This is a genomic window from Methylobacterium sp. OAE515, assembly GCF_041806315.1.
GTDB classification, from domain to species: domain Bacteria; phylum Pseudomonadota; class Alphaproteobacteria; order Rhizobiales; family Beijerinckiaceae; genus Methylobacterium; species Methylobacterium tardum.
Map to the genome: position 1 here is coordinate 1,687,610 of NZ_JBGMUV010000001.1, position 25,857 is coordinate 1,713,466.

General features: G+C 69.3%; 23 protein-coding genes. 8 read left to right on the forward strand and 15 right to left on the reverse strand.

The window, feature by feature from the left end; all coding sequences use genetic code 11:
- Positions 1–157: 157 nt before the first annotated feature.
- The 4 genes from cobT to ABIE45_RS08365 form a co-directional block, all read right to left on the reverse strand.
- Positions 158–2,065, reverse strand: coding sequence for a cobaltochelatase subunit CobT (gene cobT / locus ABIE45_RS08350; RefSeq protein WP_192706284.1), 1,908 nt, complete (start codon positions 2,063–2,065; stop codon positions 158–160).
- Between the two features lie 5 nt (positions 2,066–2,070).
- Positions 2,071–2,565, reverse strand: coding sequence for a DUF29 family protein (locus ABIE45_RS08355; RefSeq protein WP_192706285.1), 495 nt, complete (start codon positions 2,563–2,565; stop codon positions 2,071–2,073).
- 17 nt (positions 2,566–2,582) lie between these two features.
- Positions 2,583–3,566 carry a cobaltochelatase subunit CobS gene (gene cobS / locus ABIE45_RS08360; protein WP_192706286.1) on the reverse strand — a complete coding sequence of 328 codons (984 nt, stop codon included), beginning with the start codon at positions 3,564–3,566 and terminating at the stop codon, positions 2,583–2,585.
- A 208-nt stretch (positions 3,567–3,774) separates the two neighbouring features.
- Positions 3,775–4,401, reverse strand: a complete 627-nt coding sequence (locus ABIE45_RS08365) for a J domain-containing protein (RefSeq protein ID WP_192706287.1) — start codon at positions 4,399–4,401, stop codon at positions 3,775–3,777.
- Between the two features lie 109 nt (positions 4,402–4,510).
- On the opposite strand from ABIE45_RS08365, the gene ABIE45_RS08370 reads away from it, so the two are divergent.
- The gene (locus ABIE45_RS08370) at positions 4,511–4,807 is read left to right on the forward strand and encodes a BolA family protein (protein ID WP_192706288.1); all 297 of its coding nucleotides are present in this window, start codon (positions 4,511–4,513) and stop codon (positions 4,805–4,807) included.
- A gap of 291 nt (positions 4,808–5,098) precedes the next feature.
- Positions 5,099–5,530 (forward strand): alternative ribosome rescue aminoacyl-tRNA hydrolase ArfB, encoded by a 432-nt coding sequence (gene arfB / locus ABIE45_RS08375; RefSeq protein ID WP_192706289.1) that lies wholly within the window; start codon positions 5,099–5,101, stop codon positions 5,528–5,530.
- Positions 5,531–5,554: 24 nt separating this feature from the next.
- Here the strand turns inward: arfB and ABIE45_RS08380 are convergent, their stop codons facing one another.
- Together ABIE45_RS08380 and ABIE45_RS08385 are read right to left on the reverse strand one after the other, a co-directional pair.
- The gene (locus tag ABIE45_RS08380) at positions 5,555–6,349 is read right to left on the reverse strand and encodes a YoaK family protein (protein WP_192706290.1); all 795 of its coding nucleotides are present in this window, start codon (positions 6,347–6,349) and stop codon (positions 5,555–5,557) included.
- Between the two features lie 68 nt (positions 6,350–6,417).
- Positions 6,418–7,365, reverse strand: coding sequence for a methyltransferase domain-containing protein (locus ABIE45_RS08385; protein WP_192706291.1), 948 nt, complete (start codon positions 7,363–7,365; stop codon positions 6,418–6,420).
- Positions 7,366–7,433: 68 nt separating this feature from the next.
- Here ABIE45_RS08385 and ABIE45_RS08390 point away from each other — a divergent pair, with 68 nt between their 5' ends.
- The 4 genes from ABIE45_RS08390 to ABIE45_RS08405 all read left to right on the forward strand — a co-directional run bounded on the left by ABIE45_RS08390 (position 7,434) and on the right by ABIE45_RS08405 (position 11,608).
- Positions 7,434–8,477: a ligase-associated DNA damage response exonuclease gene (locus ABIE45_RS08390; RefSeq protein ID WP_192706292.1), complete on the forward strand. Its 1,044-nt coding sequence runs from the start codon at positions 7,434–7,436 to the stop codon at positions 8,475–8,477.
- Positions 8,474–10,192 (forward strand): cisplatin damage response ATP-dependent DNA ligase, encoded by a 1,719-nt coding sequence (locus ABIE45_RS08395; RefSeq protein WP_192706293.1) that lies wholly within the window; start codon positions 8,474–8,476, stop codon positions 10,190–10,192. The genes ABIE45_RS08390 and ABIE45_RS08395 overlap by 4 nt, the downstream gene beginning before the upstream one ends.
- Entirely contained in the window at positions 10,189–10,656 is a 468-nt protein-coding gene (locus tag ABIE45_RS08400; RefSeq protein ID WP_192706294.1) for a secondary thiamine-phosphate synthase enzyme YjbQ, read from the forward strand. Before ABIE45_RS08395 ends, ABIE45_RS08400 begins: the two co-directional genes overlap by 4 nt.
- Before the next feature lie 160 nt (positions 10,657–10,816).
- Positions 10,817–11,608 (forward strand): flagellar hook basal-body protein, encoded by a 792-nt coding sequence (locus tag ABIE45_RS08405; RefSeq protein ID WP_192706295.1) that lies wholly within the window; start codon positions 10,817–10,819, stop codon positions 11,606–11,608.
- 12 nt (positions 11,609–11,620) lie between these two features.
- On the opposite strand, the gene ABIE45_RS08410 is transcribed toward ABIE45_RS08405, so the two are convergent.
- The 3 genes from ABIE45_RS08410 to ABIE45_RS08420 all read right to left on the reverse strand — a co-directional run bounded on the left by ABIE45_RS08410 (position 11,621) and on the right by ABIE45_RS08420 (position 17,779).
- Positions 11,621–13,156, reverse strand: a complete 1,536-nt coding sequence (locus ABIE45_RS08410) for an efflux transporter outer membrane subunit (protein ID WP_192707321.1) — start codon at positions 13,154–13,156, stop codon at positions 11,621–11,623.
- 134 nt (positions 13,157–13,290) lie between these two features.
- Positions 13,291–16,440 carry a CusA/CzcA family heavy metal efflux RND transporter gene (locus ABIE45_RS08415; protein ID WP_192706296.1) on the reverse strand — a complete coding sequence of 1,050 codons (3,150 nt, stop codon included), beginning with the start codon at positions 16,438–16,440 and terminating at the stop codon, positions 13,291–13,293.
- A 16-nt stretch (positions 16,441–16,456) separates the two neighbouring features.
- Entirely contained in the window at positions 16,457–17,779 is a 1,323-nt protein-coding gene (locus ABIE45_RS08420; protein WP_192706297.1) for an efflux RND transporter periplasmic adaptor subunit, read from the reverse strand.
- A gap of 292 nt (positions 17,780–18,071) precedes the next feature.
- Between ABIE45_RS08420 and ABIE45_RS08425 the strand changes: the two genes are divergently transcribed.
- A complete protein-coding gene (locus tag ABIE45_RS08425; RefSeq protein WP_192706298.1) occupies positions 18,072–19,085 on the forward strand; it encodes a GTP-binding protein in 1,014 nt (337 codons plus the stop codon).
- Between the two features lie 106 nt (positions 19,086–19,191).
- Here ABIE45_RS08425 and ABIE45_RS08430 read toward each other — a convergent pair whose 3' ends face one another.
- The 6 genes from ABIE45_RS08430 to ABIE45_RS08455 form a co-directional block, all read right to left on the reverse strand.
- Positions 19,192–19,605 (reverse strand): EF-hand domain-containing protein, encoded by a 414-nt coding sequence (locus ABIE45_RS08430; protein WP_192706299.1) that lies wholly within the window; start codon positions 19,603–19,605, stop codon positions 19,192–19,194.
- Between the two features lie 377 nt (positions 19,606–19,982).
- Positions 19,983–21,602, reverse strand: a complete 1,620-nt coding sequence (locus tag ABIE45_RS08435; protein ID WP_192706300.1) for an ABC transporter substrate-binding protein — start codon at positions 21,600–21,602, stop codon at positions 19,983–19,985.
- A gap of 148 nt (positions 21,603–21,750) precedes the next feature.
- Positions 21,751–22,812, reverse strand: a complete 1,062-nt coding sequence (locus tag ABIE45_RS08440; RefSeq protein ID WP_192706301.1) for an MBL fold metallo-hydrolase — start codon at positions 22,810–22,812, stop codon at positions 21,751–21,753.
- 86 nt (positions 22,813–22,898) lie between these two features.
- Positions 22,899–23,135: a hypothetical protein gene (locus ABIE45_RS08445; protein WP_192706302.1), complete on the reverse strand. Its 237-nt coding sequence runs from the start codon at positions 23,133–23,135 to the stop codon at positions 22,899–22,901.
- A 107-nt stretch (positions 23,136–23,242) separates the two neighbouring features.
- On the reverse strand, positions 23,243–24,280 hold the full coding sequence (locus ABIE45_RS08450) for a Rieske 2Fe-2S domain-containing protein (RefSeq protein WP_373622856.1): 1,038 nt from the start codon (positions 24,278–24,280) through the stop codon (positions 23,243–23,245).
- A 410-nt stretch (positions 24,281–24,690) separates the two neighbouring features.
- Entirely contained in the window at positions 24,691–25,317 is a 627-nt protein-coding gene (locus tag ABIE45_RS08455; protein WP_192706304.1) for an ATPase, read from the reverse strand.
- Positions 25,318–25,628: 311 nt separating this feature from the next.
- Between ABIE45_RS08455 and ABIE45_RS08460 the strand changes: the two genes are divergently transcribed.
- Positions 25,629–25,847, forward strand: coding sequence for a glutathione S-transferase (locus ABIE45_RS08460; RefSeq protein WP_192706305.1), 219 nt, complete (start codon positions 25,629–25,631; stop codon positions 25,845–25,847).
- Positions 25,848–25,857: the final 10 nt, after the last annotated feature.

Below are 25,857 nucleotides of genomic sequence, written 5' to 3' on the forward strand. Positions count from 1 at the left end.
AGGTGCTCATGCCGGGCGGCCTCGAACGAGGGCTCCAGGTCTCTCAGCTTCTCCTGGAGGCCTCGTTCGAGGCTTCGCTGCGCTCCGACACCTCAAGATGAGGTTCTGGATGAGACGGGCCTGAGGCCTGAGAAGGTCCGCGAAGCCCGGCGGGCCGTCAGCGCCGGCCGCCCGCCGCGCGCAGCATCCGGCCCGTCGGTGCCGGCGCGCCGTCCTCCTCGAACAGCTCAGCCAGCTTCTCGGTCATCGCCCCGCCGAGCTCCTCGGCGTCGATGATCGTCACGGCGCGGCGGTAGTACCGGGTCACGTCGTGGCCGATGCCGATGGCGAGGAGCTCCACGGGCGAGCGCGTCTCGATCTCCTCGATCATCCAGCGCAGGTGCCGCTCGAGGTAGTTGCCGGCATTCACCGACAGGGTCGAATCGTCCACCGGCGCGCCGTCGGAGATCACCATCAGGATCTTGCGCTGCTCCGGCCGGCCGAGCAGGCGCTTGTGCGCCCAGTCGAGCGCCTCGCCGTCGATGTTCTCCTTGAGCAATCCCTCGCGCATCATCAGCCCGAGGTTTTTGCGCGCGCGCCGCCAGGGTGCATCGGCCGACTTGTAGACGATGTGGCGCAGGTCGTTCAGGCGACCGGGATTTGGCGGCTTGCCGGCGGCGAGCCACGCCTCGCGGCTCTGACCGCCCTTCCAGGCGCGGGTGGTGAAGCCCAGGATCTCCACCTTCACGCCGCAGCGCTCCAGCGTCCGGGCCAGGATGTCGGCACAGGTCGCCGCCACGGTGATCGGCCGGCCGCGCATCGAGCCCGAATTGTCGAGCAGCAGCGTGACCACCGTGTCGCGGAAATTGGTGTCCTTCTCCTGCTTGAAGGACAGCGGCTGGTAGGGATCGATGACCACGCGCACGAGCCGCGCCGGGTCGAGCTGACCCTCCTCCAGGTCGAAATCCCAGGCGCGGTTCTGCTGCGCGAGCAGACGCCGCTGGAGCCGGTTGGCGAGGCGCCCGACCACGCCCTGCAGATGGGAGAGCTGCTTGTCGAGGTAGGAGCGCAGGCGCGACAGCTCGTCGGCGTCGCACAGCTCCTCGGCGTGGATGACCTCGTCGAATCGGGCGTTGAACACCCGGTACTCGGGCCCGCGCGCCTCGTTGCCTTGCCGCTGCGGCGGGCGCGACGCCTCGGAGGCCTCCTCGGACTCGGCATCCTCGGCCTCCTCCGGCAGCTCGCCCGAGGGGGCATCGGCGGATTCCTGGGCGCCGTCCTCGATTTCGTCGGAAGCCTCCTCAGAGGTCTCGATCTCGGCGCGCTCGCCCTGGCTCTTCTCCTCCGAATCGCCCTCGCTGGGGTTCTGCTCGTCGTCCTGGGCGTCGTTCTCGTCGTCGTTCTCGTCGTCCTCGGCGTCGAACGGCGTCTCGTCCGACATGTCCAGCGAGGTGAGGAGGTCGCGCACCGAGCGGGCGAACTTGCGCTGGTCCTCGATCGAGCCGAGCAGCCCGTCGAGGTTCGGGCCGGCCTTGGCCTCGATATGCTCGCGCCACAGCTCGACGATCTTGGTGGCGGCCTCCGGCGGCTTCTGACCGGTCAGCCGCTCGCGCACCATCAGGGCGACGGCGTCCTCCATCGGGGCATCGGCCCGGTCGGTGATGGTCTCGTACTTGCCGCCGCGGTGGTAGCGGTCCTCCAGCATCGCCGAGATGTTGCTGGCGACGCCTGCCATCCGCCGCGAGCCGATCGCCTCGACCCGGGCCTGCTCGACGGCGTCGTAGACCGCCCGGGCGGCGCTGTTCTCGGGGGCGAGGCGGCGGTGGACGGCCACGTCGTGGCAGCCGAGGCGCAAAGCCATGGCGTCGGCATTGCCGCGCAGCACCGCGACGTCCTGCGCCGAGAGCTTGCGCGGGGGCTCGGGCAGGCGGGCCTTGTCGCCGGTGAGCGCCGGCCGGTCGGTCGCGTAGGTGACCTCGACCTCGGAGCGCCGGGCGATGGCGCGCAGGCACCCGGCCACCGAGCGCTTCAGGGGCTCGGCCACGGGTTCGCGGCGCTCGCCGGGCTTGCGGTTGGAGATGGACATCAGCGCTACCGGTCGTCCTCGAACGCGAAGGGGCGGTTCAGGATCTCGTCCCAGGTGTAGGGACAGTCCGCGGGCAGGGATTTGAGCGCGCGCTTCATCTCGCGGGCGGCCCGGATTCGACCGAGCCTGAAACCCTCCGAGATGGCCTCGACGATCCGCGACTGGAGGCCGGGATCCTTGCGCAACTGCTTGTCGATCCGCACCCGCTGCTCTGCGATCGTCAGCGACCAGCTTCGGCTGCGCCGCTCGGGCTGATGGTCCCACGTGAGGGCATGGGCCAGCAGCACATCGATCGCGCTTTCAAGCTTGTCGTATTGCTCCGAGCCCACGTCGCTCAGCTCCTCGGCGATGTTGTCGAGGTCGAGCGCGTCCACCCGGCCGGCGCGAAGCAGCGCCACCTGCTCCTGAACCCAGGTGTAGAGATCGTCCGCGTAGCGCGTCCGCACCCGTGCGTGCGCAGTCGCCGGAGCGTCCTCGCGCGTCGGGGCCGGATGCGCCATCGCGTCCTCCATGCGGGTCAGCTCAGCGCGACGTTCACCGCGCTCTCGGGCAGCTCCTTGCCGAAGGCGCGCTGGTAGAACTCGGCCACCAGCGTCCGCTCCAGCTCGTCGCACTTGTTGAGGAAGGTCACCCGGAAGGCGAAGCCGACATCCTTGAAGATGTCGGCGTTCTCCGCCCAGGTGATCACCGTGCGCGGGCTCATGACGGTCGAGAGGTCGCCGTTCATGAAGGCGTTGCGGGTGAGATCCGCGACCCGCACCATGCGGTTGACGATGTCGCGGCCCTGGTCACCCCGATAATGGGTCGCCTTCGAGAGCACGATGTCGACCTCGCGGTCGTGCGGCAGGTAGTTCAGTGTGGTGACGATCGACCAGCGGTCCATCTGGCCCTGGTTGATCTGCTGCGTGCCGTGATAGAGGCCCGACGTGTCGCCGAGGCCCACCGTGTTGGCCGTGGCGAACAGCCGGAAGGCCGGGTGCGGGCGGATCACGCGCTTCTGATCGAGGAGCGTCAGGCGGCCCGACAGCTCCAGCACGCGCTGGATCACGAACATCACGTCCGGTCGGCCGGCATCGTATTCGTCGAACACCAGCGCGACGTTGTTCTGCAGCGCCCAGGGCAGGATGCCGTCCTGGAACGCGGTGACCTGCTTGCCGTCCTGGAGGACGATCGCGTCCTTGCCGACGAGGTCGATGCGCGAGACGTGGCTGTCGAGGTTGATGCGGATGCACGGCCAGTTCAGCCGGGCGGCCACCTGCTCGATATGGGTCGACTTGCCGGTGCCGTGATAGCCGGTGACCATCACGCGGCGGTTGCGGGCGAAGCCGGCGAGAATCGCGAGCGTCGTCTCCCGGTCGAAGATGTAGTCCGGGTCGAGATCCGGCACGTGCTCCTCGGCCTCGGCATAGGCCGGGACCTTGAGGTCGAGGTCGATGCCGAAGACATCGCGGACGGAGACGGTGCGGTCGGGCAGCGCGGCGGGCGTAGCGTCAGAGAGCATTCGGAACCTCGTGAGGCGCGGGCGCTCCACTGCCAAACAGTGAAGCATCCGCGCGGAAGAACGTCGAGCCGGGCCTCCGCGGCGGGGCGGAGCCATCCTTAAACGGCGGCGCGCTCGCGCGCCACCGACCGGCATGGATCCCATATAGGGTCCCGTCGCGCGGTTTTCCCTATCCTGGGATTGAACCGGCGTGCATCCTTCGTGCCGTTCAGCAGAGTCCGGCCGCGCGCAGGACGTCGTGGGCGCGGATGATGTCGCGCAGCCGCTCCTCGAAGGAGCGGTCGCCGCCATTGGCGTCGGGGTGGAACCGCTTCACCAGAACCTTGTACTGCGCCTTGATGGCGGCCGAATCGGCGTTCTCCTCGAGTCCCATCACGTCGAGGGCGCGGCGCACCGTCGCCGAGTGTTTGGGCTTGCGCGGCTCCTCGGGCTGGCGGGCGCGCCGGCGCGCGTCGCCGACACCCTCGCCGCGCAGGATGCCGAGCGGATCGACATACGCCCAGTCGCGGACAGGCTCGTCCGCCGGCTTGGCCTCGCCGGTCCGGTTCACGCCCATCGCCCAGGTCGGGCGATGCCCGATGATCGCGTCCTTCTGGTAGGCCTGCACGGCGGCGTCGTTCATGCCGTCGAAGTAGTTGTAGGTGGCGTTGTAGGCGCGGACATGGTCGATGCAGAAGCGCCAGTACTGGCCCTCCGCCTTCCGACCCTTCGGCGCCCGGTACAGGCCCGGCTGCGTGCAGCCCGGACTCTCGCAGACGCCCTCGGCCGCAGCCTTCGGCTCGTCGCAGGATGGCTTGATCCGGATGCTGTCGAACAGGCGCGAGTTGAGATCCATGACGGGCCGATTATGAGGGGGCGGACCTGAGACACAAGGGCACCGGGCCTGATGACGCATGCGCGAGATCGGGCTTGACGGGCACCCACGAACACGACGCGAGGGCACGATGGCGGACGGTGCGGGCGCGGGCGGCACCCTGCGGGACTGGATGGAGGCGCGGCTGCGCGAGCAGCTCGCGCCGGCGCGCCTCGACGTGATCGACGAGTCGCATCTGCATGCCGGCCATGCCGGGGCACGGCCGGGGGGCGAAACCCATTACCGGCTCGACATCGTCGCGTCGGCTTTCGAGGGCAAGAGCCGCGTCGAGCGGCACCGCTTGGTGAACGCGCTTCTGGAGGATGCGTTCAAGCGCGGCCTCCACGCCCTCGCGCTCCGGGCCCGGACGCCGGCCGAGGCCGCCTGAGCCCGCCCGTGGTCTTCCGCTGTGCGGCCCGGGTTCGAGATGTGACGCCATCGTCGCGCGCGCAGCCAAGCCAGCCGGTCGGCGCCACGGAGCGTGTCGCTGCGCTCCACTGGGACGCTTCGCTGCGCGCGCGATAACGGGACAGATCGCTCCGGCAGCGGAGGGTGATCGGGACGGGGAGCACGAACGCGATATGGTGATGCGGGCAACGATCTGCACCGGCTCGGTCGTCGGCCCTGCACCCGATGAGCAGGCGCGGCGTGCCTCCGCTAGCGTGCCGGGGAGGCCGCCATGCCCCTGCGCGTGACCCCACGCATCGCCATCGACGATGACGAGATCGAGCTGTCCTTCATGCGCGCCTCGGGCGCCGGCGGACAGAACGTCAACAAGGTCGAGACCGCGGTCCAGCTCCGCTGGCCGGCCCTGGACTCGCCCTCCGTGGACGACCGCGTCAAGGCGAACCTCGTGCGGCTGGCCGGACGGCGGATGACCAAGGACGGCGTGCTCGTCCTGGCGGGCCAGCGGCACCGGACGCAGGAGCGCAACCGGGCGGACGTCCTGCAGCGCCTCGTCGATCTCGTGGCCGAGGCCGCCAAGCCGCCGCCGCCGATCCGCCGGCCGACGAAGCCCACCCGGGGCTCGCAGGAACGGCGCATCGGCGCCAAGAAGAACCGCGCCACGATCAAGCAGGGCCGGGGCAGCGTCCGGGATTCGGACGGCTGAGCGGCCCCGGCTCGTCGGTTCCGCTCAGTGGATCGCGTCGATCACCTTGGCCTTCGGGCTCGCGTCGGGCGCGGGCGCCGAGCCCGCCACCAAGGTGCTGCCCGGCTTCGCGACCGTGAGGGCGATGGCGATCAGCGCCAGGATGGCGGCGAGCGCCGCCGGGAACAGGAACGCCGATTCGCCGTAGCGCATGTCGAGCAGACCGCCCAGCACCGCGCCGGTGCTGAGGCCGGCCCAGAGCGGCGCCTGGATCCAGAAGGAGGGCGCCACCGTGCCGAGCAGCAGGTTGGCGCAGCCGGTGCCGAAGCGCACGACCGCACCGGTGACGTAGGTCAGCGCCAGGGAGCGGCCGCCCTCGTCCTGGAGCGTGGCGTTCTGGAGCCCCAGAGCCAGCACGATCGGGTAGGCGTGCAGCGGGTAGGCGAAGGTGCCCCAGGGCATCAGCAACCCGCCGGCGAGCAGCAGCGCCTGCAGGGTCAGCAGGACGGCCAGGCGCCAGCGTCCGACCCAGGCGGCGATCAGGGTGCCCAGGAAGGCGCCGAAGCAGAAGACGCTGATGGTGCTGGCAACGCGCGTGACGTTCTCCCAGTCGGCATTGGCCACCGCGACGCCGAAGCGCGTGGTGTTGCCCGACATGAACGACATGAACAGCTGCGAGAACTCCAGGAAGCCGATGGAATCGGCGCAGCCCGCCAGGGTGGCGAGCGCGATGGCGAAGGGAATCCGCGTGCGCGGATCGGCCGGAAAGGAGCGGTCCGCCGGCGGATCGGGCTTCCGCTCGGGCGCGTCCGCCCCTGTCCTGCTGCCGTAATTCGCCATGCTGATCCCCCGATTCAGCGGCCGCGCCTGTCGCAGCCGACTGACAATGGACGAACAGCAAAGCAGTTTCATGCTGCTGTGCGGCGCAACACAACGACGCGCCCCGGCACCGGTCGGCGGGCCTCGCGCCGGACGTCGGCGGACCGCAATGTCAGGATCGCGAGGCCGGCTCCGGCGGCCGCCGCCGCGACATGGGCATCGGCGTGGGCGTAGCGGCCATCCGGACCCAGGGCGGCGCCAGTCCCGTCGTGGGACTGTACCGTGAAGGCGGCGAGGCCCCCCGGCCGCAGCACGCGGCCCATCTCGGCCAGGACGGGGCCGAGATCGGCCACGTAGATCAGGACGTCAGCGGCGAGGCAGAGATCGGCGGAGGCCGCCGGCTCACCGACCAGGAACGCGGTCAGCTCCCCCTCGACCAAGCGATCGTAGAGCGGTCGCGCGTTCTGGAGCTTGGCCCGGGCCAGGGCCAGCATGCCGGGCGAGAGATCGACCCCGGCGAGATGACCGACCCGGTCGCGGATCGCCGCGCCCATCAGGCCGGTGCCGCAGCCGAGATCGAGTGCCGTTGCGAAATGCGGGGGCTCGGGCGGGAGCGCGTCCCGGACGAGGTCCGGGCCGACATAGCCCAGGCCCTCGACCAGATGGCGCTCGAAGCGCGGCGCGTAGCCGTCGAACAGAGCCCTGACATAGGCGGGGGAGAGGGCCGGGAGGCCGTCGCTGCTGCCCAGGCGCACGAGGTGCGCCCGCACGCCGAGGGTGTCGTCCGGGTCGATGTCGAGGGCGCAGGCATAGGCCCGGGCCGCCGCGGCCCGCAGGTCCGGATCGCCGCCGGGCTCGGCCAAGCCTTCCCGTGCCCGGCCGAGGAGCAGCCAGGCGGGCGCGTAGCGGGGGGCGATCTCCAGGGCCTGCTCGGCGAGATCCGCCGCCCCGGCATGGTCGCCCTCCGCCAGACAGGCTTCCGCGTAACGATAGCGGCGATCGGCGAGGAGATCGCCGGAACTGAGCTGCGAGGCCATGCGTCTGCCGGATCCGGGGCGCCTATATATCGGGGCTTCCGCCGGACTCCACCGGTAGCACGGGCCCGATGCCAATACGCGCCAGCGATCTCCTGACCCTGACCCGCGAGGGTCTCTACTGCCCGCTCGGGCGCTTCCACATCGATCCGACCTGGCCGGTGGAGCGCGCGCTGATCACGCACGGCCATGCCGACCATGCCCGGTCGGGCCACGGCCACGTCCTGGCGACCCCCGAGACCCTGCGGATCATGGCGGTGCGCTACGGCGCGGATTTCTGCCGCCAGCGGCAGGAGGCGCGGCTTGGCGAGTCCATCCGCATCGGTGAGGTCACCGTTCGCTTCGCGCCTGCCGGACACGTGCTCGGCTCCGCGCAGATCGCCATCGAGCGGGACGGTGTCCGGGTGGTGGTCTCGGGCGACTACAAGAGGGCGCCGGACCCGACCTGCCTGCCCTTCGAGGTGGTGCCCTGCGACGTGTTCATCACCGAGGCGACCTTCGGCCTGCCGGTGTTCACGCATCCCGACACGCGCGGCGAGGTCCGCAAGCTCCTCGACTCGGTGGCGCTGTTCCCGGAACGCGCCCACATCGTCGGCGCCTACGCGCTCGGGAAGGCGCAGCGGGTCATGGCGCTGCTGCGCGAGGAGGGCTGGGACCGGCCGATCCACCTGCACGGCGCCATGGAGAAGCTGACCGCCCTCTACAAGGACGAGGGTGTGCCGCTGGGCGACACGCCGAAGGTGGTGGCTGCCGAGCGCAAGGATCTGCACGGGGCGATCGTGCTCTGCCAGCCCTCGTCGATCCAGGACCTGTGGTCGCGCAAATTCCCCGACCCGGTGACCTGCTTCGCCTCGGGCTGGATGCGCGTGCGCGCCCGCGCCCGCCAGAAGGGCGTCGAGCTGCCGATGGTCATCTCCGACCATTCCGACTGGCCGGACCTGTGCCGCACCATCCGCGAAACCGGCGCCGAGGAAGTCTGGGTCACGCATGGCCAGGAGGACGCGCTGGTCCACTGGTGCGGGACGCAGGGCATCCGGGCGAAGCCACTGCACCTGCTGGGCTACGGCGACGACGGCGAGACCGAACCCGGCATCGAGGCGGAGGCGGCCGCGTGAACGACTTCGCCCATCTCCTCGACCGCCTCGCCTACGAGCCGCGCCGCAACGCGAAGCTGCGCATGCTCCAGGATTACTTCGCGCGCACGCCCGATCCCGAGCGCGGCTACGCGCTCGGCGCCATGACCGGCACGCTGAGCTTTCGCGAAGCCAAGCCGGCGCTGATCCGCGGACTCGTGGAGGCGCGGATCGACCCGGTGCTGTTCCGGCTCTCGCACAACTACGTCGGCGATCTCGCCGAGACCACGGCGCTGATCTGGCCGGGCCCGGCAGAGGCGCCGCGGGAGCCCGGGCCCGGCCACAACAACCCGCCGCCCCACGTCCCGACCCTGGCCGAGGTCGTCGAAACCCTCGCGACCATCCCGAAGCGCGAACTGCCCAGCCATCTCGCCGACTGGCTCGACGCCCTCGACGAGACCGGACGCTGGGCGCTCCTGAAGCTCGTCACCGGCAACCTGCGGGTCGGCGTCTCGGCCCGTCTCGCCAAGACCGCGGTCGGCGCGCTGGGCGGTCACGACGCCGATGCGGTGGAGGAGGTCTGGCACGGGCTGACCCCGCCCTTCGAGACCCTGTTCGCCTGGGTCGAGGGCCGGGCCGAGCGGCCCGAGACCCTCAACCCGGCCCCGTTCCGGCCGCCGATGCTGTCGCACCCGATCGAGGAGGAAGCCGATCTCGAGAAGCTGGAGGCGGAGGCGTTCTCGGCCGAGTGGAAATGGGACGGCATCCGCGTCCAGCTCGTCGGCGGTCGCGACCGGGCCGGCCATCAGGTCGGGAAGGTCTATTCCCGCACCGGCGAGGACATCACCGGGGCGTTCCCGGATCTGGCCGAGGCGATCACCTTCACGGGCGCGCTCGACGGCGAGCTTCTGATCCTGCGCGAGCGGCGGGTGCAGTCGTTCAACGTCCTGCAGCAACGCCTGAACCGGAAGGCAGTCACGGCCAAGCTCCTGGAGGAGTTCCCCGCCCATGTGCGGGCCTACGACCTCCTCACCCTGGAGGGCGACGACCTGCGGACCGAACCATTCGCTACGCGGCGAGAGAAGCTGGAAGCCCTCGTCACGCGCCTCGACCACGGACGGATCGACATCTCGCCGCTGGTGCCCTTCGCGGATTGGGAGGCGCTGGCCGCCGCCCGGGCCGATCCGGCTTCCGTCGGCGCCGGCGAGGATGCCGACGCCATCGAGGGCGTGATGCTCAAGCGCCTCAACAGCCCCTACCTGCCGGGCCGGCCGAAGGGGCCGTGGTGGAAGTGGAAGCGCGAGCCGCATATCGTCGACGCGGTGATGATGTACGCCCAGCGCGGGCACGGGAAGCGCTCGTCCTTCTACTCGGACTACACGTTCGGCGTCTGGCGCGCGGCTCCGGAGGGCGGGGACGAGCTGGTGCCGGTGGGCAAGGCCTATCACGGCTTCACCGACGCCGAGCTCGCCAAGCTCGACCGTTACGTCCGCAACAACACCACCAAGCGCTTCGGCCCGGTACGCGAGGTCGCCCACGGACGGGAGGCGGGGCTCGTCCTGGAGATCGCGTTCGAAGGGGTGCAGCGCTCGACCCGGCACAAGTCGGGCGTGGCGATGCGCTTTCCGCGGGTCAGCCGCATCCGCTGGGACAAGCCGCCCGCAGAGGCGGACCGGATCGACGTGCTGGAACGGATCCTCGCCCGCGGCGAGCGCGAGGTCGCGCCGGGCGCGACGCTGCTGGAGAAGAGCGCATGAGGCAGGGCAAGATCGGTCCGGTGGAGATCCTGGCCTCCGGCCGGATCGAGCGTCATGCCAGCGGGCGCCTCACCATCGCGACCGCCGGACAGGGATTCACGGACTTTTCCGGCGCGGTTGCGGACTTCGTGCGCGGGAGCGGCATCCGCGACGGCTTGGTCACGGTGTTTTGCCGGCACACCTCGGCCTCGCTCACCATCCAGGAAAATGCCGATCCGGACGTGCAGACCGACCTGATGACCGCACTGGACGGGTTCGCGCCACGCAACGCCGGCTACGTCCACGGGGCCGAGGGGCCCGACGACATGCCCGCCCATATCCGCACGCTGGTCACCGATTCCGCCCTGAGTATCCCGCTGATCGACGGACGGCTCGCGCTGGGCACGTGGCAGGGGATCTACCTGATCGAGCACCGCGACCGGCCGCACCGGCGCGAGATCGTGCTGAGCGCCGTCGGCGCCTGACCCGTCGGTCCCGTCATCGCTGCACTCGCCCGGACGGCGGCGGTGCTCGAACCCGGTCTCAAGCCCGCAACACTCCGTCACACACGGCCGGTTAACCATAGTGGGCGCTTATGCTTCTCCGTCGGATCGGTTTCTGCCGGTCTCACGGACGGAGACCCCGATGAGCCTCTACGACGCGCTCTCGAATTCGATTTCCGGCGCCTCGGCGCAGTCGCTGGCGCTCAACAACATCTCCGGGAACATCGCCAACACCCAGACGGCGGGGTTCAAGACCACGGAGACGAGCTTCGCCGACATGCTGGCGCAGTCGGCGAAGGCTCCGCAGCAGGCCGGGGGCGTGGCGACGAGCACGCGCAACAGCCTGAACATCCAGGGCACGGTGCAGTCGACCAGCGTGCCGACCAACCTCGCCATCTCGGGCAACGGCTACTTCATCGTCCGCGAGAATACCGGGACGGATCAGAGCCCGACCTTCGCCGGCGAGACCGGCTACACGCGGCGCGGCGACTTCTCGGCGGATGCGAACGGCTACCTCGTCAACGGCGCGGGCTATTACCTGTTCGCCGGGCCATCCGCGACGGCGCCCGTCACGGTTCCCACCGGCGCGAACACGCTGGCGAGCCTCGCCGTCTCGCCGGCCGGCACCCTGACCGGCACCAAAGCGGATGGCAGCTCCCTGCCGCTGGGCGCGCTGACGCTCGCGCAGTTCGGCCAGCAGGACAACCTGACCGGGCTCGACGGCGGGACCTACGTAGCCAACGGTCAGTCCGGGACGCCGAGCTACGGCCTCAACGGCGCGACCGTGACGGCCAGCGCCGTCGAGCAGTCGAACGCCAGCATCACCGACCAGTTCTCGAAGATGATCGAGACGCAGCAGGCCTACACGGCCAACACCAAGGTCATGAGCACCGCGGACCAGATGCTGCAGGACGCCATCGCGATGTACGCCTGAGCCGGCCGCGCGTCACAGCACCTTCAGCGGGTCCTTCTCGGGCGGCGGCGGCGCCACGTCGGCGCGGTTCCACCAGCCGCCGCCCAGCGCCACGAACAGCGCCGCGGTGTCGGCATACTGGGTGGCGCGCGCGCCCGCCGAGGTGACCAGGGCCGAGAGGTAGCCCTGCTGGGCGATCAGAACCTGCGAGGAGGTGATCGCGCCCGCGGTGTACTGCTTGCGGATCAGGCCGAGGCTCTGGTTGGTGGCGCTCACCGCGGCATCGGCCGCGGCCACTGCCTTGGCGTCGGCCTGAAGCGCCCGCAGGGCGTCGGCGACGTTCTGGAAGGCGGTGATCACCGTCGCCTTGTACTGCGCCTGCGCCTGCGTCAGCGATTCCTCCGACGCGCGCTGACGCCGGAACAGGGTGCCGGCATCGAAGATCGGTGCCGTCGCCTGCCCGATGATCGTGAAGAACGCCGCGCCCGGATTGGTCACCTGCGCGATCCGCGTCGCGCTGGAGCCGCCCGTGGCCGTGAGACTGAACTGCGGCAGGCGGTTGGCCACCGCGACGCCGACATTGGCGCTCGCCTCCTGCACCAGCGCCTCGGCCGCCTTCACGTCGGGCCGCTGCTGGACCAGCCGCGAGGGCAGGCTCACCGGCAGCTTGGTCGGCAGGCGCAGGGCGGCCAGGTCGAAGGTCTCGCTGACCTCGTCGGAGGGCAGCCGACCGGCGAGTGCCGTGAGCAGGTTGCGCTGCTGGGCCAGGGCCTTCTCCAGCGGCGGCAGCAGCTGCTGCGACAGCGCCAGCGCGGCCTGTTGCTGGATGACGTCGGCGCCGGCGATCTGCCCCAGGGAGAGCTGCTTGTTGTAGAGCTGCAGAACTTCGGTCTGGGCCTGGATCACCTTGCGGGTGGCGTCGATCTGCGCCCGCAGCGCCGCCTCCTGGATGGCGGCGGCGACGACGTTGGCAGTCAGGCTCAGATAGGCCGCCTCGAGCTGGAAGCGCTGGTTCTCGGTGGTAGCCTCCAGGGACTCGATCTGGCGGCGATTCCCGCCGAACACGTCCGGATTGTACGAGACCACCGCCTGCGGCGTGGCGAGGCTGTAGAGATAGTTGGTCTGATTGTTGAGCGGCGATTGCAGGTCGAGGCCGGGGGCGAGATTGCCCTGGATCTGCGGTGTCGCGGTCAGGCTCGGGTAGAGCGTGCCCTTCTGGGCGAGCACGTTCTGCTGCGCCACCCGCAGCGAGGCCTGGGCCGCCTCCAGCGTCGGGTTGTTGGCCAGCGCCTGCTCGACGACCCGGTTCAGCGCCTTCGAGTGGAACAGCGTCCACCACTGGCCCGGGATGTCGGCGCCCGAGACGAAGCTCTGGTCGGCCGAGCCGCCCTGCCGGGTTCGGATCTTGTCGGCGGCCGACGGGTTCCTCAGCGGCTCCTTGGTGTAGCGGCTGACCGGCGGATCCTCCGGCGGCACGAAGTTCGGGCCGACCGCGCAGGCCGACAGGGCCAGGGAGGCCGTCAGCCATGCGGCCGCCCGTCCGCACCTGTTCGGCCCAAAGCTCACCATTCCGCCCCCGAAAGCCTCACCCTGGTAGAGCGGCGCGGCGCGCATCCAAGTCAATGCAACTGTCCCCAGGTCGCGCGCGCGGCACGGGCGTTGTGGCCCCCCTGCAACGCGTTGTCCCGGCTTCCTGGGTCGGCTCACGCGGCGACCTGATGCTCAGTCCGCGCCCGTGCGTCCGGGTTCGGGCGGCGCCGCGAGAACAGCGAGATCAGCACCGGCACGACCACGAGGATCAGGTTCGGCGCCAGGATGATGCCGCCGACCACCACGAGCGCCAGCGGCTTCTGCACCTGCGAGCCGATGCCGGTGGAGACCGCCGCCGGCAGCAGGCCGACACAGGCCGCCACGCAGGTCATCATCACCGGGCGCATGCGCACCACGGCGGCCTGCCAGACCGCCTCCTGCTTCTTCCAGCCCTCGTCGAGGAGCTGGTTGTAGTAGGCCAGCAGGATCACCCCCTCCATGGTCGAGATGCCGAACAGCGCGATGAAGCCGATCGCCGCCGAGATCGAGAACGGCGTGCCGGTCAGGAACAGCGCGAAGATGCCGCCGATCATCGCCATCGGGATCACCGACAGGGTCAGCAGCATGTCGGCCACCGACGAGAAGTTGATGTACAGGAGCAGCGCGATCAGCAGCAGCGTGAGCGGCACCACGAGGCTGAGCCGGGCCGCCGCCTCCTTCAGGTTGGTGAACTGCCCGACCCATTCCAGGCGGTAGCCCGGCGGCAGGTCCACGGCGTCGGCGACCTTGCGCTGGGCTTCGAGGACGGCGCTGCCGAGGTCGCGGCCGCGCACCGAGAACTTCACCGGGATGTAGCGCTCCTGATCCTCGCGGTAGATGAACGATGCGCCCGAGACGAGGTCGACGTCGGCGATCTCGGAGAGCGGTACCTGGATCACGCCGCCATTGGGGTTCTGCGCCCCCACCGCGATGTTGCGGATCCCGGCCAGCGACGAGCGGTACTCCTTGGCGAGCCGCACCCGCATGGGGAAGTGGCGGTCCGAGCCGTACTCGTAGAGGTCGCCCGCGGTCTGGCCGCCGATCGCCGCCTGGATCGTGGTGTTCACGTCGCCGATCGACAGGCCGTAGCGGGCGGCCTTGTGGCGGTCGACGTCGATCCGGACCGTCGGCTGGCCGAGGGATTCGAACACCGACAGATCGGTGACGCCCTGGACGGTGGCCAGCGCCGCCTTGACCGCATTGGCGGTCTTGGTGAGCTGCGCGAGGTCGTTGCCGTAGATCTTGACCGAGTTCTCGCCCTTCACGCCCGAGGCGGCTTCCTGGACGTTGTCCTCGATATACTGGGAGAAGTTGAACTCGATGCCGGGAAATTCGGATGCCAGCTGCTTGCTCAGGTCCTGGATCAGCGTCTCCTTGTCGAGGCCCTTCCGCCACTGATCGATGGGCTTGAGCGGCGCCAGGAACTCGACGTTGAAGAATCCGGTGGCGTCGGTGCCGTCGTTCGGGCGGCCCTGGTGCGACAGGACGGTGGTGACCTCCGGAACCTCCTGGAAGATCTTGCGCATGCGCTGGACGTAGGCATTGCCGGCCTCCAGCGAGATCGAGGACGGCATCGTCCCGCGCACGTAGAGATTGCCTTCCTCGAGCCGCGGCAGGAATTCCAGGCCGAGATTGCGGGCCGTCAGTCCCGAGACCAGCAGCACCGCCAGCATCACGGCGAGCGCCAGGACCCGGTTGCGCAGGCCGAAGGCCAGCACGCGCTCGTGGCCGACGCGCAGCACCCGCACGATCAGCGTGTCGCGCTCTTCCAGGTTCTTGGGCAGCATCAGGGCGGAGAGCGCGGGCGAGACCGTGAAGGTCGCGAGCAGGCCGCCGAGCAGCGCGTACGCGTAGGTCTTGGCCATCGGGCCGAAGATGTGACCCTCGACGCCGGTCATCGTGAACAGCGGCAGGAAGCCGACGATGATGATCGTCGCCGAGAAGAAGATCGCCCGGTTCACCTCGCGGCCGGCGACCGCGATCGTGCCGAGCCGCCCGGTCAGGCCGCCCGGCGGGACCTCGCCCTTGACGTGGTCGGGCTCGGCGATGTGGCGGAACACGTTCTCGACCATGATCACGGTGGCGTCGACGATCAGGCCGAAATCGATCGCGCCGAGCGACAGGAGGTTCGCCGAATCGCCGCGGATCACCAGGATCAGGATCGCGAAGCCGAGAGCGAACGGGATCGTCGCCGCCACGATGATCGCGCTGGTGAGCGAGCCGAGGAACAGCCACTGCACCACGAAGACCAGCACCACGCCGAAGACGAGGTTGTGCATCACCGTGTGGGTGGTGGTGTGGATCAGGCCCGAGCGGTCGTAGATCCGCTCGATCTTCACGTCGGGCGGCAGGATCGTGGAGCTGTTGATCTTGTCGATCTCGGCCTCGACCCGCTCCAGCGTCGGCAGGCTCTTGCCGCCGCGGGTCATGAGCACGATGCCCTCGACGATGTCGCGCTGGTCGTCGTGGCCGACGATGCCGAGGCGCGGGGCGTTCGACACCCGCACCTCCGCCACGTCCCGCACCAGCACCGGGGTGCCGTTGACGAGGCTGATCATCGTATCCCGGATGTCGTCCATGTCGCGGATCAGGCCGATGCCGCGCACCACCGCCGATTGCTGGCCGACATTCAGCGTCTGGCCACCGACGTTGATCGAGGCGTTGTTCAGCGCGTTGGTCAGCTGCACCAGGGTCAGGCCCTGGGCCTGAAGCCGATTCAGGTCGACCGCGACCTCGTATTCCTTGGCCTTGCCGCCGAAGGCCGTGACGTCGACCACGCCGGGGATCGCCTTGAACCGGCGCTGCAGCACCCAGTCCTGCAGGGTCTTCATGTCCATGGGCGAGTAGCCCGCCGGACCGACCAGCTTGTAGCGCATGATCTCGCCCACCGGGCTCGTCGGTGAGATCTGCGGCGTGGCGCCGTTGGGCAGCGTCGGGGCCTGCGACAGGCGGTTGAGCACCCGCTGCAGGGCCTGCTCGTACGTGTACTCGTAGTTGAACTGGACCTTCACGTCGGACAGGCCGAACAGCGAGATCGTGCGCACCACCTGGGCGTTGGGGATGCCGGCCAGCGCCACCTCGAGGGGAATCGTGATGTAGCGCTCGATCTCGTCGGCCGACTGGCCCGGGTTCTGGGTGATGACGTCGACGAGCGGCGGGACCGGGTCGGGATAGGCCTCGATGTTGAGCTGCGTATAGGCTCCGTAGCCGATGCCCAGCATCACCACGAACATCAGCACCACCAGCACGCGCTGGCGGAGCGAGAAGACGATCAGGCTGTTCATCGGACCGAATCCTCGCTCAGGACGCCTTCTCGCCGCTCGCCGCCCGGTCGATGAACAGGGCGCCGCGGGTCACCACCTGCTCGCCCGGGCGCAAGCCCTCGACCACCTGGGCACTCTCGCCGTTGATCAGCCCGAGCTTGATGTCCCGTGCCTCCACGGCTCCGTCCGGCCGCGCCACCCAGACGTGGGTGCGGTCGCCTTCGTACACGACGGCGCCCACCGGCACGCTCGGGCTGGGCTCGCCCTTGCCGGTGACGATCGTGTAGGTGGCGAACATCTCCGGGCGCAGCACCCGGTCGGGATTGTCGACCTCGCTCCGCACCGCGAGCCGCCGCGTCGCCGGGTCGAGGCTGGAGGCCATGTAGTTGACCCGGGCCTTGAACACCCGCGCGCCGAAGCCCGCCACCTTCGCCTCGACCTCCTGGCCGATGCGGATCTTCGGGATCTCGCTCTCGCGGACATTGGCGATGAGCCAGACGGTCGACAGGTCGCCGATCACGAAGACGGGGTCGCTGGACGCCGACAGATACTGCCCGGTGCCGACCTTGCGCTGGACGATCGTGCCGGCGATCGGGGCCCGGATCTGGGTCTCGGGGCTCATCGTGCCCTTCTTCTCGAAGGCGGCGATCTCGGCATCGGTCTTGCCCAGCAGCCGCAGGCGGTTCTTCACGGCGTCGAGGGCGGCTTCCGCGGTCTTCAGGTCGCTCTGGGCGGCGATCACGTCGTTCTGGGCGGATTGGTAGTCCTTCAGCGCCGTCGCGTGCGCCTGGAACAGTTCCTGCTGGCGCTGTGCGATGGTCTGGTCGAGCTTCAGAAGCGCCTGCTGCTTCTGAAGATTGTTCAGGGCCGCCTGGTAATCGTTCTGCGCCTGGACCATGTCGGTGGCCTCGAGCGTCAGCAGCACGTCGCCGGCCTTCACGTCGTCGCCCGCGCGGGCCAGCACCTTCGTCACCCGGCCCGCATAGGGCGATACGACCGGGACGTTGTCGTCCTCATTGAGGGCGATGCGTCCCTCCGCGGTGCCCTCCGGACGGAAGACCTGCGTGGCGACCGGCAGGATCTCGAAGGCGGCCCGCTGCTCCTTGGTGGGCCTGAAGATCCGCTCCACGGCCCCGGCCTTCTCCGCATCGATCCCGGGATCCGGATTGCTCGGCGCGAGCAGGCCGCTCAGCGAGGCGACGAGGCCCGACGTGGCCTCGCGAACCCGGTCGGAGAAGGCGAACGCCGCCCCTGCTGCGGCCGCGAGCAGCAGGAGGATGAGGAGGAGCCCCGGTCCCCGGCGCTTGCGGCGGGGTGCGGAGATCGCCTCATCCTGGTCCAGCGGATTTCGGGCGTCCATGCGAATGATCTTCCGGGTCCGGGCGAAGAGACCGGGTTGACTGACAAGTGTACGATTCGCGCCGGGACGAGGCCCACATCAATGCGATCGTCGGTGCTTTTCTATGGCGTACCGCGCGGAAGAGTCCGCGCGGCATCAAGTGCCTAGAGCAAAGCTTGTCCGACGCGCAATCGATCGGGAGCCGTGGTCGCGAAACCGTGTGGCTCCGTCTTCCTTTGACGGGATTTGTTACAATATGACAACGCTCATGGGCGCACCGCGCCCGTCCGCTGACCCCATCGAAGAACCCGCCATGACCGACACGAGCCCCGTTTCCGCCCAAGCTGGACCCACGGCCGGATCCACGGCCGGGAAGATCCCGGTGACCGTGCTCACCGGCTATCTCGGCGCGGGCAAGACCACGCTCCTCAACCGGATCCTCACCGAGAACCACGGCAAGCGCTACGCCGTGATCGTCAACGAGTTCGGCGAGATCGGCATCGACAACGACCTCGTCGTCGGCGCGGACGAGGAAGTGTTCGAGATGAACAACGGCTGCGTCTGCTGCACGGTGCGCGGCGACCTGATCCGGATCATGGACGGGCTGGTGAAGCGCCGGGGCAAGTTCGACGCGATCATCGTCGAGACCACCGGCCTCGCCGACCCGGCGCCCGTGGCGCAGACCTTCTTCGTCGATCAGGATGTGGGCGAGGCCGCCCGGCTCGACGCCGTGGTGACGGTGGCCGACGCCAAGTGGCTGTCCGACCGGCTGAAGGATGCGCCCGAGGCGAAGAACCAGATCGCCTTCGCGGACGTGATCCTGCTCAACAAGAGCGATCTCGTGTCGCCCGCCGACCTCGACCGGGTCGAGGCCGAGATCCGCACCATCAACCCGCTGGCGAAGCTCCACCGCACGCAGAACTGCGCCGTCCCGCTCGACGCCGTGCTGGAGCGCAATGCCTTCGACCTCGACCGGATCCTCGACGTGGAGCCCGACTTCCTGGAGGAGGGGCACCACCACCATCACGACTCCGACATCCGGTCGCTCTCGGCGAAGATCGAGGGCGAGGTGGATCCCGAGAAGTTCATGCCCTGGATCTCGAACCTGACCCAGGTCCAGGGGCCCGACATCCTGCGTTGCAAGGGGATCGTGGCCTTCCCGAACGAGCCGAAGCGCTTCGTCTTCCAGGGCGTCCACATGATCCTCGACGGGGACGTGCAGGGCGATTGGGGACCGAATGAGCCGCGCGTCTCCCGGGTGGTGTTCATCGGGCGCAACCTCGATGAGGCGGCGATCCGCGCCGGGTTCGAGAGCTGCCGGATTTGAGGTGAGGCGCGTGGGCTCGCGCGTCCACGAAATGACAAGGCTCCCGCGGAAGAAGTCCGCGGGAGCCTCGAACCTTGAGCACGCGACGTTGAGCGTCGCGGACGACTTACTTGATGAGGGCGAGCAGCGCCTTGCCGGCCTTGGAGTTCAGCTCCTTGGCGTCGAGGGTGCCGTCGCTGTCCGGATCGGCCAGCTTGAAGCGCTCGCCGACCGCAGCGAGGTACTCCTTCTTATCGAGGGTGCCGTCGTTGTCCGGATCGGCCTGCTTCACGCCGGCCTGGCTCAGGCGGCCCTTCAGCTCCTTGGCGTCGAGGGTGCCGTCGGCATCCTTCTCCAGGCGATCGAAGGTCGCCGAGGCCACCGCCTCCACTTCCTTCAGGTCGACCGTGCCGTCGTTGTCGGTGTCGATCATCTTGACCGCGCTCGCACCCGTCGCCGGCTTGGCCAGTGCGGCCGGGATCGAGAGGCCGGACAGCGCGAGGGTCACCGCCGCGAAACCACTGATAAAACGAACGGCCATTGCCAGATGCTCCCGAATTTGTCTGCCCGAGCGTCCTAGCTCGCAAGCGGCTTTGCTGCAAGTGCGAAATTGCCGATTCCTCCTGGATCGCCATGTCTTGGGACGGGCCGGCACAGACAAGGAAAGGCCGGCGTGAGCCGGCCTCCCAGAAGCGACGAGTGATCGGAAGGCATGCGGCAGGCCGAAGCAGTATCCGGTCCCGCGGCAGACAGGGCATCGATTGCGCCTGCCGCAGGATCGGCCTGTCGAGGCGGTCGCCGTCCCCAAGCACAGGCGGTTCAGAACTTGCCGCGTCGGCCTGTAGGGCTCCCGGGCTCCGCTGCGCGGCCCCGGGATGACGGAGGCGATTCGAGGCCGTCCCGCCGCCTCGAGCCTGGTCAGGCGAGCGTGGCCAGATCCTGGAACCAGTGCTGCGCCTGGACATAGTTCTTCACCCGCGGTGAGAGCGCGTGCGGATTGGTGTCGTGCACGACCCAGACCTGTACGGCATCATCGACGACGATCTCGTGGATCCGCGCCAGCAACCGGTTCTGCTCGTCCGTGTCGAGGCTCGCCTTGACCTTGTCGCAGAGGGCATCGACCTCCGGATTGCGGTAATGGCTCCAGTTGACCCCGTTCGGAGCGATCTGCTTCGAATCGTAGAAGCGCAGGATCGCGTAGAACGGGTCCGAGGTGACGTAGGCGATGTTGCCGGCGCTGACCCCCTTGAGGCTCGGATCCGCTGCCCCCTGGCGCCAGGCCGTGTAGGCCACCTCCAACTCCACGGTCTTGAATTCGACCTGGATGCCGATCTCGGCCCAGCTCTGCTGCAGGAACTCGTTGATCGGCAGGGATAGCATCTGCCCGGTGCCGCCGGTCGGGATCAGGATCGTCGCCTTGACTGGATTCTTGACCGAGAAGCCCGCCTCCTCGACGAGCTTGCGCGCCGCGTCCACGTCCGTCTTGATCTGGAAGCTCGGCTTGCCGAACCACGGGCTGGATTGCTGCACCTGCCCGATTGCGGGCTGGGCCAGGCCGCCCATCAGCTCGACGACCCCGGCCCGGTCGATCGCGAGGTTGGCGGCCTTGCGCAGGCGCAGGTCCCGCCAGGGCGAGCCCTCCAGCATCGAGAGATGGTAGTTCCAGACATGGGGCGTGTCGTTGCCGACGACGCGCATGCCGGCGGCCTTCAGGCGCGGTACCGCATCGGGCGCCGGCGATTCGATCAGGTCGACATTGCCGGACAGGAGCGCGTTCACCCGGGCGAGGTCTTCCGGCACGCAGGTGAGCGTGAGTTTCGACAGCTTCGGCACCCGCTTGGGGTTCCAGTAGCCGGCATTCGGCAGGAGCTCGAGGCGCACGCGCGGGACCAGCTGCCCCATCCGGAACGGTCCCGTGCCCGAGGGCTCGAAGGCGAACTTCGCCCAGTCCCGGCCCACCTTCTCGTACTGGGCCGGCGAGGAGATCAGGAACCAGAGCATCTGGTAGGGAAACAGACTGTCGGGGGTCTTGGTCGTGACCTGGACGGTCTTGGCGTCGAGCTTCCGGTAGCTCGCCACGCCGGGCAGCCGCGGGCGGACCTGGGCGGCCTGGCGCTGGTCGAAATGCGGCGCCTCCTTGTTGAGCACCTTGTCGAAGTTCCAGATCACCGCGTCGGCATCGAAGGCCGAGCCGTCGTGGAACGCCACGCCCTCGCGCAGGTGGAAGGTCCAGACCTTGGGATCGGCCGGATCGCTCTCCCAGGACGTGGCGAGCCCGGGGACCATCTTGCCCGGCCGGTTCGCGACGTCGAGCTCCCAGGCGACCAGGGGGTCGTACAGGGTCAGGCCGGTGAACTGGTAGCCGCCCGCGCCCCGGTCGGGCTGGCCGGTGGTGAGCGGCAGGTCGGTCATCGAGATGCCGTAGGTCAGGCTGCCGGGGGCCGCGCCCTGCGCGCCGGCCCGGCCCGCCGCCCCGAAGGCAGCCAGCGCCGCGCCTCCGGCCATCAGTGAGCGGCGTGTCGGCTTGATCAGGTCCATCGTGTCTCTCGGCTGAAAGCGGGTGCACCGCATGGAGCGGCGCACGCCGTTCAGGCGCGCGGCGGACACCTCAGTGCCGCGGATCCATGCTGCATGCGGTATGATGCACGCATCATGCCTATTGGGGCGGCAGCCGATCCGCCGGCGTTCAGGCCTGCCAGACCTGACCGGGCCGCAAAGCGACGAACCGCTCGGGCGGAAGCGCCGCCTCCGCGAGCGCCGCCGTCAGCGCCTCCACGGGCCGCTCGACACCCTCGTCGGTCAACTGGAACGTGCCCCAGTGGTGACCGAGCCCCTGCTCGGCGCCGAGCAGCATGAAGGCCTCGACGGCCTCGGCCGGATTCACGTGCTGCGCCCGCATGAACCAGCGCGGCTCGTAGGCGCCGATCGGCAGGGTCGCCAACCGGGGCGGCCCGAAGCGGGCCCGGATCTCGCGGAAGAGCGCACCGTCGCCGAACCCGGTATCGCCGACGTGATAGTGCACGCCCCGGGGCGAGGTGATCACGAAGGCGCACCACAGCGCCATGCGCCGGTCGTTGACGCCTCGGGCCGACCAATGGTTCGCGGGCGTCAGGTGGACCTGCAGGCCGTCGCCGAGATCGACCGACTGGCCCCAGTCGCGCGTCTCGACATGCATCGTGTCATCGTAGCCGCGCAGGATGGCGTCGTTGCCCAGCGGCGCCACGATCAGCGGCTGGTGCGCCTGCCAGATCCGGGCGAGGTTCGGTCCGTCGAGATGGTCGTAGTGATTGTGGGTGATCAGCACCGCGTCGACGGGCGGCAGATCGGCCAGCGCGATGCCCGGCGGGTTGACCCGCTTCGGCCCGGCGAAGCGGACCGGGCTCGCGCGCTTGGCGAAGATCGGATCGATCAGGATGTTGCGGCCGGCGACCTGCACGAGGTAGCTCGCATGGCCGATCAGCACGACCCGCAGCCCGGAGACGCGCTCGGGCGGCCGGTCCGCCGGAAACGGGCTCGGAAACGATTTGGGCCACGGCTCGCGCTGACGCTTGGTCTGCCAGCGGAGCACGTCCGGCAACGACTTGTCGGTCGCCTGATCGGGCGAGAAGAACCGCAGCCCATCGAAATGGTCCGAGGTCGGTCCGCCATAATAGGGGTTCTTGCCGCGCCGGTGCGCGGCATAGCCGACACCGCCGAGCGTCATTACCGTGGCCGCGCTGGCGACCGTGAGCAGGCTGCGCCGTTTCATGGACCGGAGATGGCCGATCGCGCGCTCCGGTCAAGTTCTCGGACCTTGCGGCAGCGAGACCCAGGGCGGGGCCGTCGCCGGATCGCTCAGTCGACCATCTCGGCGGCGAGGGACAGGCGCGCCCGGTAGACCACCTTGCCGACGCCGTCGCGCACGCAGGCCACGTAATCCTGACGCTCGACATCCGGCAGCATGTCGCGGGCGATCGCCGACATGATCCGGGTAACCTTGGCGCGCGCGGCCGGCAGGTCCGGCAGTTCGAAGCCGACCTCGTCGTGGATCGGCTGCAGGCCGTCATGAAGGTCGATGAAGAAGCGGGGCATCGGCGCGTAGCGTCCCAGAAGAGGTACTGCGCCGGAATGATTGCTCTTAGTATGGTTAATAGGGTCTTAAATCACGGGATATGTGCGGTTCGACGTCTGGCCCGCCGTCAGGATCGCCAGCGTAACTCACGACGCTCCAGCGGGTTCGTGAACGGTCGATCATCGCGGGCGGATTCGAGCGCCTCGCGCTTGAGGCGGAAATACCATTGCGACGGCAGGTCGCCCTGGCCGAACAGCACCATGGTCGGCTTGCGGTCGAGCCCGTCCTGCGCGTGCTGGAGCACCTGCTGGTCCTGGGTCAGGAACTGGCGCATCAGCGGGCGTGCGACGGGCTTCAGCAGGTTCAGCGCCGGCATGCTCCAGTACAGGGCGTTGGTGAGCAGCGTCCGGTCCGGCGTGAGCGGGGTCGCGAAGGTGTAGTTCGCCACCCGCTTGGCCCCCGCGCGGATCCGCTCGAGGCGGACGCCCGGCAGGCGGAACTCGATCTCGACCTCGGGCACCCCGCCGAGCAGGCGATAGACCGGCGAGCTCGTCGTGGTGGCGTGGCTCGTCATGACGAAGCCGTGGGGGACCGGCTGGAAGGTCTTCACCTTCTCGCGGAGCTGCTTGGAGGGCCGGAACCACCAGGAATCGTGGACGAAGGCGACATGGCCCGGATCCACGAGGCTCAACGTCGTGAGATCGAAGGAGGCCTCGACCACGAGCTCGACCACCAGGGATCCCGCCGGCGCGAAATCCAGCTCCGGAACGGCCGGCACGTCGCCGGCTGCCGGCCCGATATGCGGGTTCACCCAGAGGAAGCCGGCGCTCTCGCGGATCGGGAAGCGCTGCACCTGGATTCGGGAGAAATCGGCGGCGTCGTGCTCCGACAGGGTCGGGACGTCGCGGCAGCGCCCGTCCGTTCCGAAGCGCCAGCCGTGGAAGGGACACATCAGCGTGTCGCCGTCGAAGCGGCCCTTCGACAGGGCCATGCCGCGGTGGGGGCATCGGTCGCGCAGCGCGAACGGATTTCCGTCCGGGGCGCGGCCGATCACGATCTGCTCGCCGTTCAGCGCCACGGCCCGGAGGCCGGACTTGGTGCCCGCCTTGCCCAGGCTCCGGGACTGGCCGACGCAATACCACGCGTTGCCGAGCGGCTGGCGCATCGCGTCGGGATCGAGCGCGGCCTCGTCGGCGGGACGCGGCGGATTCGTGAAGGGCGCGTTCAAGGCGGTTCGGGCTGACTGCGGAGCGCCCGTCATACGCCCGGCCGCCCGGGCGGCAAAGCGTCGGCGCGGGGGAGGACAAACGGGCGCAGGCACGGGGCTTCACAAGCCGGGCGCGGCCACCTACCTTCGCGTCATCCGCAACCAACGAAAGGAGGTGATCCAGTGTCTCATTGTCATCAGCCGTGTGTCTCGGCTCATCGGACCTGGACCGTCGCCTCCGGCGTGTCGTTCTAAGACGCGTCAGAGCTCCGATCTCGGGACAGTTCCGCCGGACATCACGGTTCGGCAATGGAAGGGCCACCCTCTCGGGTGGCCCTTCGGCTTTTCAGGGTCGCGTCCGGGCGCTCTCAGCGCTTCTGGCTCTGGAACAGAGGCTGGGCCAGCGCTTCCGTACGGGCCCGCCACAGGTCGCGCTCCTCGCGCAGGGCATCGCGCTCGCCCGCCAGGGTGAGGCGCTCGAGTCGAAGCGTGTCGCGCTCGGTGATCGCCCGGTCGCGCTCGGCCCGCATCTCTTCCCGCTCGATGCGGAACCGCTCGCGCTCCCGGCGGAACTCGTCGCGCTCCGCACGGATCTCCTCCTGCTCGGCCCGCAGATCCTCCATCGAGCCGATCTCTTCGCGGATATGCTCGCGCAGCGTGCGGATCTCCTCGGCCAGGATCGCCTGGAGTTCATCCTGGCGCTCGGCTTCCACGCGAAGCTTGGCCTTGAGCATCAGGTTCTCGGCCATCAGCTCGGACACGTCGGCATCCTCGGCGACGGCACGGGGCTGCTCGGCCGGTTGCACGAGCCGCGGCGACCAAGTCTCGGCCGGGCGACCGGCCTTCGGCTCGGAATGCGCCTCCTCGGTCCGCGCGTCGCCGCGCAGCTCGGCCGGAGCCTGGGACTTCATGGCAGCGAGCCAGTCGCGGAGCGGACCGGGCGCGGAGCGCCCGCCGGCCTCGAGCGGCGGTGTGGAGCGGGCGGGTTCCGACATCGGCAGGCGTCCTGAGCGAATACCTGGCAATGACAATCGCAACATACTTAACGATCGGTAAAAGTTAATGGCGATGGGCCGCCCCGTTTCGGGCCTTGCAAGCTTGGCTCGGCGTCGCGCGGGACGAAAAATTGACTTTCCGCCCCATCGCGGCTACGCCCCGCCCTCCCGATCCGTAGCTGATCGACCGATGCCAAGCCGACCGGTCCCGTGAGACCGGAGGTCAACGCCCGACAGCGCGTCTGCGCCCTCGGGCGCGATGGGTGTTGGCTCGATCCGCCGCGACGGGATTCGCCGGCCGAGGCACCCGCATGACGCGAGATCAAGAAGCGTTGAAGATCGAGGACGCGATCAACGAGACCTGCCCGTGGTCGGGCAAGCCGATCTCGGCCGACTCGCTGACGCTCTATAACGGCGCCGTGGTGGGCTTCTGCAACCCGGAGTGCCGGGACAAATTCGCCAAGGCCGTGCGCAGCTTCGAGGCCGCCCTCCAGGCGCGCCGCGTCGAGCGCGCCGGGCTCGAGCAGTAACGGCGGGGCG